At 56.3% G+C, this 13,188-nt stretch carries 11 protein-coding genes; 6 read left to right on the top strand and 5 right to left on the bottom strand.

Annotated elements, in window-relative coordinates; genetic code table 11:
* The first annotated feature begins 46 nt into the window (after positions 1-46).
* Genes AIOL_RS16755 through AIOL_RS16765 form a run of 3 tightly spaced genes read left to right on the top strand, consistent with a single transcriptional unit; the run spans position 47 to position 3,548 of the window.
* Positions 47-1,009: an ABC transporter permease gene (locus tag AIOL_RS16755; protein ID WP_235439055.1), complete on the top strand. Its 963-nt coding sequence runs from the start codon at positions 47-49 to the stop codon at positions 1,007-1,009.
* The gene (locus AIOL_RS16760; protein WP_049644038.1) at positions 1,006-1,827 is read left to right on the top strand and encodes an ABC transporter permease; all 822 of its coding nucleotides are present in this window, start codon (positions 1,006-1,008) and stop codon (positions 1,825-1,827) included. The genes AIOL_RS16755 and AIOL_RS16760 overlap by 4 nt, the downstream gene beginning before the upstream one ends.
* Positions 1,827-3,548: a dipeptide ABC transporter ATP-binding protein gene (locus AIOL_RS16765; protein ID WP_049644039.1), complete on the top strand. Its 1,722-nt coding sequence runs from the start codon at positions 1,827-1,829 to the stop codon at positions 3,546-3,548. Before AIOL_RS16760 ends, AIOL_RS16765 begins: the two co-directional genes overlap by 1 nt.
* Positions 3,549-3,602: 54 nt before the next feature.
* On the opposite strand, the gene AIOL_RS16770 is transcribed toward AIOL_RS16765, so the two are convergent.
* On the bottom strand, positions 3,603-4,172 hold the full coding sequence (locus tag AIOL_RS16770; RefSeq protein WP_049644040.1) for a TetR/AcrR family transcriptional regulator: 570 nt from the start codon (positions 4,170-4,172) through the stop codon (positions 3,603-3,605).
* Positions 4,173-4,309: 137 nt separating this feature from the next.
* Between AIOL_RS16770 and AIOL_RS24525 the strand changes: the two genes are divergently transcribed.
* Together AIOL_RS24525 and AIOL_RS16775 are read left to right on the top strand one after the other, a co-directional pair.
* The gene (locus AIOL_RS24525; RefSeq protein WP_082152645.1) at positions 4,310-5,152 is read left to right on the top strand and encodes a metallophosphoesterase family protein; all 843 of its coding nucleotides are present in this window, start codon (positions 4,310-4,312) and stop codon (positions 5,150-5,152) included.
* A 228-nt stretch (positions 5,153-5,380) separates the two neighbouring features.
* Positions 5,381-6,421, top strand: a complete 1,041-nt coding sequence (locus tag AIOL_RS16775; protein ID WP_049641990.1) for an IS110 family transposase — start codon at positions 5,381-5,383, stop codon at positions 6,419-6,421.
* 743 nt (positions 6,422-7,164) lie between these two features.
* On the opposite strand, the gene AIOL_RS16780 is transcribed toward AIOL_RS16775, so the two are convergent.
* Positions 7,165-7,578 carry an ester cyclase gene (locus AIOL_RS16780; protein WP_049644041.1) on the bottom strand — a complete coding sequence of 138 codons (414 nt, stop codon included), beginning with the start codon at positions 7,576-7,578 and terminating at the stop codon, positions 7,165-7,167.
* A 165-nt stretch (positions 7,579-7,743) separates the two neighbouring features.
* Here AIOL_RS16780 and AIOL_RS26245 point away from each other — a divergent pair, with 165 nt between their 5' ends.
* Positions 7,744-10,458, top strand: a complete 2,715-nt coding sequence (locus AIOL_RS26245) for a helix-turn-helix transcriptional regulator (RefSeq protein ID WP_152912564.1) — start codon at positions 7,744-7,746, stop codon at positions 10,456-10,458.
* A gap of 330 nt (positions 10,459-10,788) precedes the next feature.
* On the opposite strand, the gene AIOL_RS16790 is transcribed toward AIOL_RS26245, so the two are convergent.
* The 3 genes from AIOL_RS16790 to AIOL_RS26170 form a co-directional block, all read right to left on the bottom strand.
* Complete coding sequence (locus tag AIOL_RS16790; protein WP_049644043.1) at positions 10,789-11,337, bottom strand: recombinase family protein; 549 nt, start codon at positions 11,335-11,337, stop codon at positions 10,789-10,791.
* Between the two features lie 283 nt (positions 11,338-11,620).
* Complete coding sequence (locus tag AIOL_RS16795; RefSeq protein ID WP_082152646.1) at positions 11,621-12,448, bottom strand: ParB N-terminal domain-containing protein; 828 nt, start codon at positions 12,446-12,448, stop codon at positions 11,621-11,623.
* A 341-nt stretch (positions 12,449-12,789) separates the two neighbouring features.
* Entirely contained in the window at positions 12,790-13,182 is a 393-nt protein-coding gene (locus tag AIOL_RS26170) for a BRO-N domain-containing protein (RefSeq protein WP_268760218.1), read from the bottom strand.
* Positions 13,183-13,188 lie beyond the last annotated feature (6 nt).

The following is a 13,188-nucleotide window of genomic DNA, read 5'->3' on the forward strand; positions in this document are numbered from 1 at the left end:
TAGTCTAAGAAAGGAAGAAGGGGCACGGCAGCCCCTTTTTCACTGTATGCAAACGGAAGTCTCTATGTCGCGTTCCCTTAAGAAGCTCCTTGGGCTCTTGCTGACCCTGCTCAGCATCTCACTGGTCGTATTCATAATCATGAATGTTATTCCGGGAGATCCTGCAATCACCATTCTCGGGATTGAATCGACGCCCGAGGCCCGTGCTGTTCTGCGCGACAAGCTGGGTTTGAATGATCCGGCCTGGCAGAGGTATGTGAATTGGCTGCTCGGGGCATTTCATGGTGATTTCGGAGTCAGCTACTCCTTTGGCGTGCCGGTGTCCGAGCTGGTAGCGGAACGCCTGCCGCTGACCCTGACGCTGGCCCTTGTTGCGACTGTACTCACGATTGTCGGGGCCCTCGCTCTGGGGGCGATTGCAGCGATGAACCATGGCAATTGGATCGACCGGTTGCTTTCCATGACAAGCCAGATTGGGGTTGCCGTGCCGGTCTTCTGGCTGGCGATGATCCTGGTGATTGTTTTTGCAGTGCAACTGCGTTGGGTGCCACCGGGCGGCTTTCCCGGCTGGTCCCACCCGGTGGCTGGGGCAAAGGCGCTGATCCTGCCCGCGTGTTCCCTTGCTCTGGTACAAACCGCAATTCTTGCGCGTGTGACCCGGGCCGCCATTCTAGAAGTCGCACGGCTGGACTATGTGCGTACCGCACGGTCCATGGGACTGAACCGGAGGCAGATTATGCTTTATCATATTCTACCCAATGCGATGGTGCCCATCGTCACCGTGGCGGGGCTGCAATTTGCAAGCCTGATCACCGGAACAATCGTGATCGAGAATGTCTTTTACCTGCCCGGTTTGGGTCGATTGATGATCCAGTCCATCGGCAACCGGGATTTGATCACGGTTCAGGCGCTGGTGGTCCTGTTCGCGGTGATGGTGGTGCTCACAAACTTTGTGGTCGATGTGTTCTATGCTTGGATTGATCCGCGCATGAAGGAGGGTCGGACATGAGCTCGATCCGATTCAACATCTGCATAGGCGGCGCACTGGTTGCGGTGATGTCCGTTGCTGCGCTCCTGTCTGTCGTCTGGACACCGTATGATCACACGGTCCTGAACGTCGCCAACAAATTTGCAGGCCCCAGCGGCTCATACTGGCTGGGCACCGATCAATTGGGACGAGATCAGTTCACACTGTTGATGATCGGGGCGCGCACCTCGATTTCCATGGCAATTCTTGCGGTCGGGCTTGGAGCAATCGCGGGAACCTGTCTTGGCGTTGCGGCGGCGGCGATTGGGGGGCTGGTCGAAGACGCGATCATGCGCCTCGCCGATTTCACGATTGCCTTCCCGGCCATATTGGTCGCGATCATGCTCGCTGCCGCCTATGGGCCATCCTTGAGCACGACAATCATTGCCATCGCCTCGATCAGCCTGCCTACCTTCACGCGTGTTTCACGGGCCGCAGCCCGGCAGGTCTGGACGCAGGAGTACACCGTTGCAGCGCGCGCAGGTGGTCGCAGCCTGTCCGCAATCACCTGGAACCACGTTCTGCCCAATATCCAAGCGGTCTTGCTGGTGCAGGCCACCATCGACATTGCTACCGCGATTCTGGCCGAAGCAGCACTGTCCTATCTTGGTCTGGGAGTGCAACCGCCGGATCAATCCTGGGGTCGGATGTTGGCCGACGCGCAAACGCTGATCTATCTCGCGCCGTCTCTGGCGATCCTGCCAGGGCTCTGCATGGTGGCGAGCGTGATGGGCTTTGCGCTTTTGGGCGATGGCCTCCGAGATCTGAACGATCCTAAACTGCGCAATGAGACGCGCTGATGTTAGAGCTTCGCAACCTTTCTATCCGGTTTGGGGATAACACTGCGGTGCGCGACCTGTCGGTGAGGATCAAAAAGGGCCAGCGTATCGGGCTGGTCGGCGAATCTGGCTCTGGCAAATCGCTGACCGCATTTTCGATGATAGGTATGGCCCCGGAGTGCGCCACAGTCACAGGTGAGATCCTCTTTGACGGCCAGAACATACCCGCTGCGTCGGACACCACATGGCGCAGGCTTCGGGGCCGTGACATCGCCATGGTTTTTCAGGAGCCGCTTTCGTCGCTGAACCCGCTGAAGAAAGTCGGGCAGATCATCGCAGAGCCCATGATCCGCCTTGACGGCATGGCGCGATCCAAGGCCAAGGCGCGCGTGCTGACGCTTTTGGAAGAAGTGCGCATGCCCGACCCGGCCTCTAAAATCAATCAATACCCACATCAGCTTTCGGGAGGACAAAGACAGCGTGTGTTGATCGCATTGGCACTGGCCCGTAACCCCAGAATGCTCATCGCGGATGAGCCGACATCTGCGTTGGATGCCAGCGTCGCCGCACAAGTGGTGGACCTGCTCGCGCGCCTTTCGCAGGAACGCGATATGGCTTTGGTTTTCATCAGCCACGATCTGGAAAGCGTGGCGCGGGCGACCACCGATCTTCTTGTAATGTATCGCGGCGACATTGTGGAGCGCGGGGCGACGACAGAGGTACTGAATGCGCCCGAGCATCCTTATACGCGCGCCTTGATGGCCGCGCGCCCGGTCATTGATCTGAGCCGTCCTGATCGCATGCGATTTCCCACCATTCCCGACCCGATCTCCGTCAAGCCCGAGATTTCCGAGAGGTCGCGACTTTCAGGCGACCCCGCCAAGCGCAACAAAACCGCATCCGATCGGACCCCTGCAGCGGGTCTGACACTGCAAGACAACTGCGGACCAAGACACGCTTCTGCTCCACTCCTGAGCGTTGAAAAAGTCAGCCGCTCTTTCAAGCAACAACGTCAGAGCATTTTTGAGCCTCGCAAGACACTGCGTGCGGTCCGGGACGCAACACTTCTGGTAGAGTCCGGCAAGACTCTGGGCATCGTTGGGGAAAGCGGCTCGGGCAAATCGACGTTGGCTCGCATGATCATGGGGTTCGACCAGCCGGAAACCGGCCAGATCCTCTTCATGGGCAAGAACGTCTATGCACAGTCCGCTGGTGAAATGCGTCAGATGCGTTCCAACATACAAATGGTGTTTCAGGATCCCTACGGTTCGTTGGACCCGCGCAAACCGGTTGGCTGGAGCATCGCCGAGCCGCTGTTGATGGACAGGACCATGGACCAGTCCGCGCGGGATCGGCTTGTTCATGATGCGCTTGAGCAAGTGGGCCTGCCCGGTTCGGTTGCGCAGCGCTATCCGCATGAGTTTTCAGGCGGCCAGCGCCAGCGAATAGCCATCGCTCGTGCGATTGTGACACGCCCAAATCTGATTGTCGCCGATGAACCTGTGTCCGCACTCGACGTGTCGATACAGGCGCAGGTTCTCAACTTGCTGATGGACCTGCAAGAGGACATCGGGCTTGCACTGGTTGTGATCAGCCATGATCTTGCCGTCATCGCGAGCCTTTCTGACGATATCATCGTCATGCAATCGGGCTATATTGTCGAAGCCGGGAAAACCCGATCAGTGCTCGCGAATCCCAAGCATGCATATACGCGCGAGCTTCTGAGTCACCGGACGGCTTAACAGGTTATGGCGGCCACGCGGCACAAAGTGCGACGGTTCAATTCGCGTTCGATTTCAAACTCGATCGACCTGGTCAAACCGGAGCGCAGAAAGACATGTTTTCTTGATCACCTGATGCAGTTCAGGGGTCATCTGCTTTCCATTAATCCGCTGCCATTTCAGCGCATTTCGGATTGCACCGCCAATGAACCCCGGCATAACGCCCGTGTAGTCTTGAGATATCTGGCCAGACTCCCGAAGTCGGGTCAGGAGATCATTCAGGTATTGGCTCGTATCCGCAAACACACTGACCAAGTCTTCTGATGGAATGAGGGGCACATTTGACAGATATTCGAACAGGATCGCACGTTCCGTATCCTTCCAGATGAAGGAGATATAGTCGTCAATGTAACGCTCCAATCGCTCCATATCCGACAAGTTATCCTGATCGTCCGGGACAAGCTCAGCTAGCAATTCGTCACCGAGCTTTTGATAAATGGCCCGGATCAGAATGTCCTTGGATGCGAAGTGGTTGTATACGGACCCAATCGCCACATCAGCGTTTTTTGCGATCTTGGACATTGGCGCGTGCGTGCCGTGTTCAACAATCATGGCGCTTGCAGCTAGTAGGATCCTGTCACGCATCGAAGAGTCTTTTCTCATATGAATGAGCCTTCATTCACCATTGCTCTTACGTTAGTAACGACTGCGAACATGCGGTTCAAGTGCACACATCAACGGCATTCGAACGGCCTTAGAAAATCGAGCTCAGGACATGCCAAATGCCAAACACTCCAATAACATTCGTGCATCTCACGGATTTACACATATCGGCACCCGAGTTGTCCGACAAACACCTGCAAATGGACACGGTCGCTGCGACGCGGCACAGTCTGTCCGAGATACGGCGGTTGGCAAAACCACCGTCCTTTATTGTCATTTCTGGAGACCTTACAAACCGCGGAGATCAAGCTTCCTACGAAGTATTGAAAAGAGTCTTGGAGACCGAAGCGCCTAAAGTTCCAATACTTTGCGCCTTGGGAAACCACGATCACCGCAGTTCATTTCGGGCCGTTTTCGAGCCGGATAGCGAGCCGAACGACATGCCTCTGGATTATGATCGCGTACTCAAAGGCCTACATGTGATCGTGCTCGACAGTTCACTTCCCGGTCGTGTGCTTGGCGGCTGGGAAGCCGGACAGATGGACTGGCTGGGGACGCGTTTGAAAAAACACCCGGATCTGCCAAAGCTCATATGCTCGCATCACCGACCTCGTATCTCTGATGGCGATTTGGCCTGGTCCTGCCTGACAATAGACGCATCCGAACAGCTTCGGTGCGCGATTTCTGGTCAGAATGTCGCTGGAATTCTGACCGGGCATGTTCACATGGATTGTGTTCACCATTGGTATGGAGTGCCCGTCATAAGCAACGCCGGGCACCATGCGGGTACTGACCCGGTCGCATATCCGCAAATGTTCAACATGACGGATGCCGCAGGATTCGCGATTTGCACCTTGCACGCGTCTGGCTTGAGCACGAATTTCGTGCCCCATCCGCAAACCCGTCATGTCTTGCACGAAGTTGACCCTTCGTTGTTGGAGCACGTTGAAGGTGCCGACTGAACGTGGTGGGTTGGTTTGGCATTGAACCGCTCTGCCTCTGATGTCCAGATTTTGCAAATATACTCGAACGGGGTGAGGACCTGCAGGGTCTTCGATCGTCTTTCGTGGGCGTAACCAAACTTCGTAGGTGCAGCGAATGACATGGTGTGATTGCGGCGGTCGCTCTCCCAAGGCGAACGAGGTCCGATAGTATCAGCCTCACAAAACCAGCCGTGAAGGAGAACGACCTTGTCACATTATGTAGGCCTTGATGTTTCCGTCAAAGAAGTTTCGATCTGCGTGGTGAACATCGAAGGCGATGTTATAGCGCGGGGATCGGTCGCGACCGACCCTGACCAAATATCCAACTTCATTGCAGAGCACGCCGCAGCAGCCGAACGGGTTGTGCATGAGAGCGGGATTTTGGCGATCTGGCTGACCCGCGAACTCGACAAGCGCGGCGTGCCGATCATCTGCATTGATGCCAGATTGGCGCATAAGGCCTTGTCTGGTCGCATCAACAAGACGGATCGAGGCGATGCTGAAGGTCTTGCGCATCTGGCTCGGACCGGTTGGTTCACCCCTGTGCATATCCGCAGCGAAGCTTCGGAAAGGGTTCGGGTTCTGATCGGCACACGAGAGCGCCTGATCCGGATGCGCAAGGACCTGGAGGCCCATGTCCGCGGCGTTCTCAAGACCTTCGGCATCCGGATGACCGCAATCCAGCGATCAAACCAGCGCGGTGGGTTCCGCGACCAGCTTGCTCAGGCCGGGCAAACCGATCTGGCGATTGAGCTCATGGCGGACGCCTTCAACCCGATCCACAGGGCGCTCTGCGCGGCAGCAGACGCGATGGAAGACGAGCTGCGCGAGATCGCGCGTGGCAGTGACCTCGCTCAAAGGCTTATGACTGTTCCGGGAGTAGGACCCGTGGTGGCCCTTTCCTACATCGCCACGCTGGACAATGAGGCCCGTTTCAAGCGCGCGACCGACGTCGGGGCCTTCCTCGGCCTCACCCCGAGGCGATTCCAATCCGGCGATACAGATTGGTCCGGGCGGATAAGTAAGTGTGGAGATCGCGACCTCCGTCGCCTCCTGTACGCAGCGGGGTTCACCCTGATCAGCCAGGTGCGCCGCGCCTCGCCACTGCGAGCCTGGGCCGTTCGATTGAGTGAAAGGAAAGGCATCAAACATGCAGCCGTCGCCGCAGCCAGAAAGCTTGCTGTGATTATGCTGCGTATCTGGCGAGACGGCACAACCTTCCACGCAACAAGGGAGGTGCGAGCCTAGAAACCTCAACAGAAACCTCGCCTAAGGGCGGGTCAGACGTCCCTCGGGACGGTGGCAGATCGAGCCAGCCAAAGCGGTCGCGGTGGTCAAACGAAGACCAACCTCGTGAATGACATTTTGGACGATCAACCCCGAACGCCATCATGAAGCGGCACGACCGACTTCGAAGAGAACCACGACCCCGGCGGACACGCGACCCAATCAACTTGACACAGCCGCAAACAGAGAACCGCAATGCTGGCTGCGGCCGCAGCATTCGGACCGGGCGCCCAAGATCAGCTCAGGGCCGATCAAGATAGGGAAAGGTTGATCGCCTATTCGTTGGCATAAGTTCAGACATGATAAGGAAAACGATCGTGGCCCTCACAGCACCAATCCGATGGGTGAAATTCTCGAGTGTCCGAATTCTATGGTGGCCAACCAATTGTGGGCGCTGTTTAGCGCGCAGTCGGAACCAAATTCTTAGGGGGAGGATCAGTATTAGAACGGAAAGTGCCAAGGGGAAAATTGCGTGACTGGTTGCAGTGCCGACCAATATAGAAACCGATAATCCCCGAACTGACCGCAAGCCCAAGCATTAGGGTCGGTGTGTTCAGTTGCGCCTGCACACACTGCGCTATTCGGATTTCGTCCTGAAACGAGTCGTTTCCCATCTTATCAGCGGGCCCCATGTTTTCTCGTTTTCGGTAACACCAACTTGGAGTCTCGGCCCCCCGCTAGGGAAGCCGCTTGTTCAGATGGTATTATGCCCAACCGCCTTGACGCATCGTGATCGCGTCATTCCAGACTTTGGTCAGGTGCCGAATTTTGCCGTCCGCAAATTTCATTGCGTAAACGTAATCTGCGGCGATCTTCTTGCCGGTTGGCGGAACAGGACCGCCTTCACCGGTGTGCGTGCCATGAAAAACCGCAAAGGCAAGCACTGTTTGCCGATCCTCATCGGCGGCGAAACCTTTGAGTTCATAATGACCATCGGGCAAAGGTGTAAAAAGGCCTTGCATCCAGTTCGAATAGCCTTCCACCGTTTTGGTGTCGGCTAGAGCATCCGATTGGCACGCGAACGTCGCTTCATTGGTGCAATATTGCTTACACGCATCCCATCCTTGTCCGGTTTCACAGGCTTCAAAAAATTCGCGGGCTCTATTTTGGATTGTCATATTCCTTACTCCTTTTTGGCATTCGAGGTTGTCCCGAACTTCTTCATGAGTTCGGGTTTAAGGCCTCGGGAATCATGGAACATCTGCCAGGTGGCATATGCCGGATGATATTTTTTCCTAAACCACCGCTTTTTTCGTATTGTGTGATCAAAATCAGAGACAATCTTGAAAGCAAACACCAATTTACCGCTGGAGGTTTCGTCGCTTTTGGGACGCGATGCTGCAGTGGCGGACCTGCAAATGCAGATATTAGAGAACCGGCTGATCACGTTGACCGGACCAGGTGGCAACGGAAAAACCCGTCTGGCCATAAAGGCTGGACGCGCATTACTTGGATCGTTCGAGCACGGTGTTTGGTTCATCGACTTGACGGGTGTTCTGCGTGACAGTGGGGTTGCGGGCGCAGTTTCGCGCGTGTTGGGGATATTGGAAGAGGCGGGCACAGCTCTGTCCCAAACAATTGCACGCCAACTTGAAAACCGTTCGATTCTGCTGGTGCTGGACAATTGTGAACAAGTCCTGGCTGGCAGTGCAGATTTTTCAGCGGCTGTCTTGGCCAACTCACCTCACGTAAAGATAGTCGCAACCAGTAGGGAACCGCTGCGTATAAGAGGAGAGCTTGTCAGCCAAATACCGCCCCTAAGCATCGATGACGGGGAAAACTTGTTCTACGAGCGGGGTCTTCAATCCGGCGGTGTATTCAGCAATGGCTACTCAGAGAGCACCGTAATTCGAACTATCGTTAAACAACTGGATTGCGTGCCACTGGCGATAGAACTCGCCGCGGCACGGTCTCCGATGATGGATCCTGAACAAATCCTTGCCGGATTGGATAGGCGATTTGATCTTTTGAACGGCGGCGTCCGCGATGCATCCGCCCGCAGCCGGTCGTTGCGCGCATCTGTGGTTTGGAGCTATGATCTGATGTCGCCAGAAGAAAAGGCGATGGCGCGCCGACTAAGCGTTCTTCGTGGGTTTACACTTGAAGCGGCTACAGCAATCGGCGGTGGAACCGCGCCGCTTGACCAACTTCAACGCCTTGTCGAAATGTCGATTGTTCAGGTCGACAGGTCGGGGCCACAGCGCCGCTATCGGTTCCTTGAAACCGTGCGTGAATATCTTTTGGAACAACTTGTTGAGAATGGAGAAGTGTTGCCCGCGCGGTCAGCGCATCTCGCTCATTTCATCGACTTTTCCGAATTCCGGGCGGAGCATCTAATACTGGGTGATGGTCCGATATTGATGGCCCAGATTCAAACCGAATTTGACAACCTTGAAGATGCGTTGATTTTTGCTGAAAGCCTGAGCGATCCAAGTGCGCTTTTGAGATTGCTGACGGCTTTAACAGGTTACTATGAGATTTGGGGCCAGCATCAGCATGGAATGCGATGGTTTGACACGTCCCTCGCGCGAACAAGGGCTCCAGATGTTCTGGTTGCCCGAGCCTATTGGGGTGCATCTCATGTATCTGCCTACGGTGGCCGTATGGATCTGGCCTTTCCCAGAGCGATGAGAGCCCTTGAATTGGCGCGGGAGATCGACGACCCTTGGACAGAGTCCCGAGCGCTGGACATCATAGGCTTCGCTCAAGCGGTATCCGACCCGAAAGGCGCAAGGGAATCGTTGAGCCGCTGTATCGAATTGGGACGACAGATCAACGACGGCTGGGCGGAAACCCACGGGATCAAAATGATCACCGTTGTCTATTTGTTTTCGCATCATGTTGCTGGTGGCAGCGAAACGATCCAGAACCTTCTTTTGTTGGCTGACGAAACTGAAAGTCGATATTTGCGCGCCTGGGGGAGTGCGCTCAAAGGATACTTTGCGCGTGACGCCGGTGACTTCAGCGCCGCAAGAGATTCGCTCGATATTTCGATAGAAAGCGCGAGCTACGTTGGCGATCCGGCAACCGGTGGCTTTGCGAAGGCTTGGTCAGCGGCGCTCAAGGCGGACAATGGATGGGTCGATGAGGCTCGACGGGAAATGCAAGACATGATGCAGACGGCGACGGCCACAGGCACCTTTCTGGCGGTTCCCGAAACTATGTTTCAATTGGGGTTGATAGAAGTCGGTGCCGGTAATCCGCAAGCCACCATTGAAATGATCGGTGATCATACCGAAGACCTGAAATCGGCAGGTATCCCCGTTTGGGCGGCACAGTTGGCTTTGGCAAATGCGTCAGCGCACATTGCGCTTGGTAAACTCGACGAAGCAAATGCGCTTCTGGACGAGGCAGAAGAATTGGCCGCATCTTTGGACAATCCCCTTTTGAGTGGGCTTAATTTCTTTTTTCGGGGACAGCTGAGCCTGGCAAAGGGCGACCTTGGCGCGGCGGAGGGCAGATTGCACCAGGCTTTGGAAATCCAGAGAGACGCCGCCTTATTGCCCGGACTGTTACGCACAATGGAGGCAATCAGTTCCGTCTTGATTGCCAAAGAAAAAGGCGAGGATGCAGCGCGTATTCTGACATTTGTGGATCAAGCCCGGTTGGAAATTCAACTTGAACGGAGCTCGGTGGAATTGGCCAGGCGTTCAAGCCAATCATATGCGCTGGAAAACCTTTTGGGAATCAGCAACCTAGAGAAAATGCAATCTAAGGCAAAGAACGCAGACCTAGAAGAAATCATCGGCTTAATGTCTCGCATGCGCGGCAAACGCGCTCGCCCGTTAACCGGATGGGACAGTTTGACCCCAACTGAACGGCGGGTCGTCAGCCTCACCACAGCGGGGTTGTCAAACCCACAAATTGCAGAGCGAATGTTTATCGCTCGCGGCACTGTCAAAGTTCACTTGTCCCACATTTACGAGAAACTTGACGTCGCTTCCCGGACGCAATTGGCCGCCAAAGCAGTCGCCGACGGATTCGAAGTTGTAAATTAATAAAAACGCGGCTGTAGCGACGTGTTGCAAAATATTGTCTCCCTTCCAGGCGTTTAAACGCTTCCTGGGGAGGCAATGACAGCATTTAGGACGATTTCGTCCAACTTTATTCTGTGAATGCCAGTTATGTTCGCATTGCCGAACTAGGGCAATGTATTGACTTTGCACACGCGGCGAATGTCCGGTTCGGTGAAGCTGCAATGCGGCGTCCACCAACTGGGAGAATGTCTTCTTAGGGCCGCTCTCTAGCCCTTGTAAACTCCGCGTTCTGCGCACCATGGCCGTGTCACGTGCTCATCCCGCAATACAAATACATCACTCAGAACAACGCTAGAACCTCTCCAACACCCGATACACCGACGTCCTCGCGATCCCGAGCTTGCGGGAGATCTGAGTAGCTCCGAGACTTTCCTCGTCCCGCAGGCGCTTGACCTCGTCCACATCGATGGACGCCCTGCGCCCCTTGTAGACGCCCGCCGCCTTGGCCTTGGCGATCCCCTCCATCTGCCGTTCCCGGCGCAGGTTGGTTTCGAACTCGGCGAAGACGCCCAGCATCTGGAAGAACGCCTTGCCCGCCGCGCTGCCCGTGTCCACCGGTTGTTCGGTGGCCTTCAGCGCCACGCCCTTGGCTTCCAGCTCGCGCACGATGCCCGACAGATCGTCCAAGGAGCGGGCGAGGCGGTCCAGCCGTGTGACCACCAGCGTGTCGCCCTCGCGCAGGAACTCCAAGAGCGTCGCCAGCTCCTCGCGACCCTGTCGGCTGGTGCCGCTGACCTTCTCCTCGCGGATGACCTCACAGCCTGCCCCCAACAACGCCTCTCGCTGAATGGTCAGGTCTTGGTCGGTGGTTGAGACGCGGGCGTATCCGTAGGTGGGCATGGTCAGAACTGCTCCTTTTGGGTCTAGACCCTGATCGCGTAACGTACCGGAATCCCCAGAACAACCCTAAAAGCGCACTCGGACTGTACCGCCAACCTGTCGCGCTGAAGTATACCCCAAAAGGTCACCGCCGCGACGCTGGGCTGAGCTTTGCGCGATACCGACCAGCCCCCCACCTCTCATTTCTGAGGGGCGGTGCCCGCAAACAAGCGATGGGGGGAAGCGGCGTCACGCCTGCATCGTTATCAGGCGCTCAGATTTGTGACCCCAAAAAGCTCCGGGGTCAGTGCAGTTCGGCCTCAGGCTGCAAGGCGTCTTCCTCGTCATCAGATGACACGTCATTCAGCTCGTGCAGCCCGTACGGATCGGTCATCTCGTCGAGGATGTCGCCAGCAAAGTGCTCCACCAGATGGCGCAGCCCCTGTCGCCCCAAACGCTTGGCGACAACCTCGCAAGCCGCCTCAACCTGCCGCGAGGCCATGTCGCCCAGCAGCTTGCCGATCTGCTCATCCAGTTTTGCCACCTTCATTGCGATCATCTGCTCTCTCTCCTCCTCAGTGTATTCCCGGTCTTCGCGGCCCTTCAATGCCGCCATGGCCTCGGCCCAGCTTTCCGGCAGCGCCGCATCTGGGTTGCTTTCCAACAGCCTCCTGCGCGTCCTGCGCATATTGCCGACGGTCCCGTCGCTGACCCCCGTGACCGTGACGATGATCTTTTTGCTGTATTCCTTGAGGTCTATCCGAACGAGCACCCAAGCTGCGTCCCGCTTTTCCTCGTCCTTCATTGGCAGGCGCGTCTTGCCATTCTCGCGCAGCGCCATCAGCCGTGCCGCATTGATGTCGCAGCTATGCACGATCACTGGAATGTCGTGGGGCCACTGGGCCTGACGGTAGGCTGCGGCTCTGTGATGACCGTCCAGCACGACCAAGTCGCGGCTCTTAGGATCGCACCAGATCGTCATGGGGTCGAGCGTGGTTCCGTTTTTCAGGACAGCGGCCAGATCGCTGACATGATGCGGGCACAGGTCGAGGTGTCTGAACTGAAAAACGTCAGGCCGTGTGGTGATCTGATTAAGGCGCACGAGTTTCCGTGTCGGGGATTGTTGTGTCATGGGTTTCTTTCGATTTTGCAGGTGTCGCGTTGAAGAGAAAGACCGCCCGCCTATGCAAATTGCATAGCCTGAGGCTGCATACCCAAGCGCTCTCTTGGGAGGCTTCGGCTGCGTTTGCGCTTTCTCCTGTTGTGAAAAACACCCCGACTGCCTCGCCTCGAAAAAACGAAAAACAGAGCTGCTGTTTCAATTTTCGCGAAAATAACAGTGGGGGTTTTGCAATGGTGGAACCTATGGCGTTTAATGGTGGCACCTATGGGCTGGGCACAGCAGCCGTTTTCTGTCGCGTTGGCCTTGTCCAGCGCTGAGGTTGCGCCCCTCCTGGCCTATCCCCCCGGTGATCACCTTCTTCTCGCCATGGAGTAGCTGCCGTTCTTGCAGAGAGCCGGGAGCGCTACACCCGTCGCCCTGTGGCGGAATGCAAGATACTCAGGCTTGCTCAAGCGATTGAGACTGCTGGGTGCGCAAAGCCAAGAGTGTGCAGGCCAACCCTGATTTAAATTAGGGGATGATCTGTTCTCCGTTCGCTTCTCGTCTTGTGCCCAGGCTCGCTGTCGGAAGCCTCGCAGGCGGTACTGGCGCAGCCGCAGTTCGTTCCGCGCCGCTGCCACCGAATACCCGTCCGTCTTGCGGATCGACGGGATCACCTCGCGGGTTACCCAGTCTTGGAATGCGTGGGCCTGCGGTTTGTCGGAGCGCATGGCCAGTTTATTCAGCCCGCTCTCGTCGATCACATAGGC

Origin of the sequence: Candidatus Rhodobacter oscarellae (assembly GCF_001078595.1) — a bacterium.
Taxonomy (GTDB): domain Bacteria; phylum Pseudomonadota; class Alphaproteobacteria; order Rhodobacterales; family Rhodobacteraceae; genus Rhodobacter_B; species Rhodobacter_B oscarellae.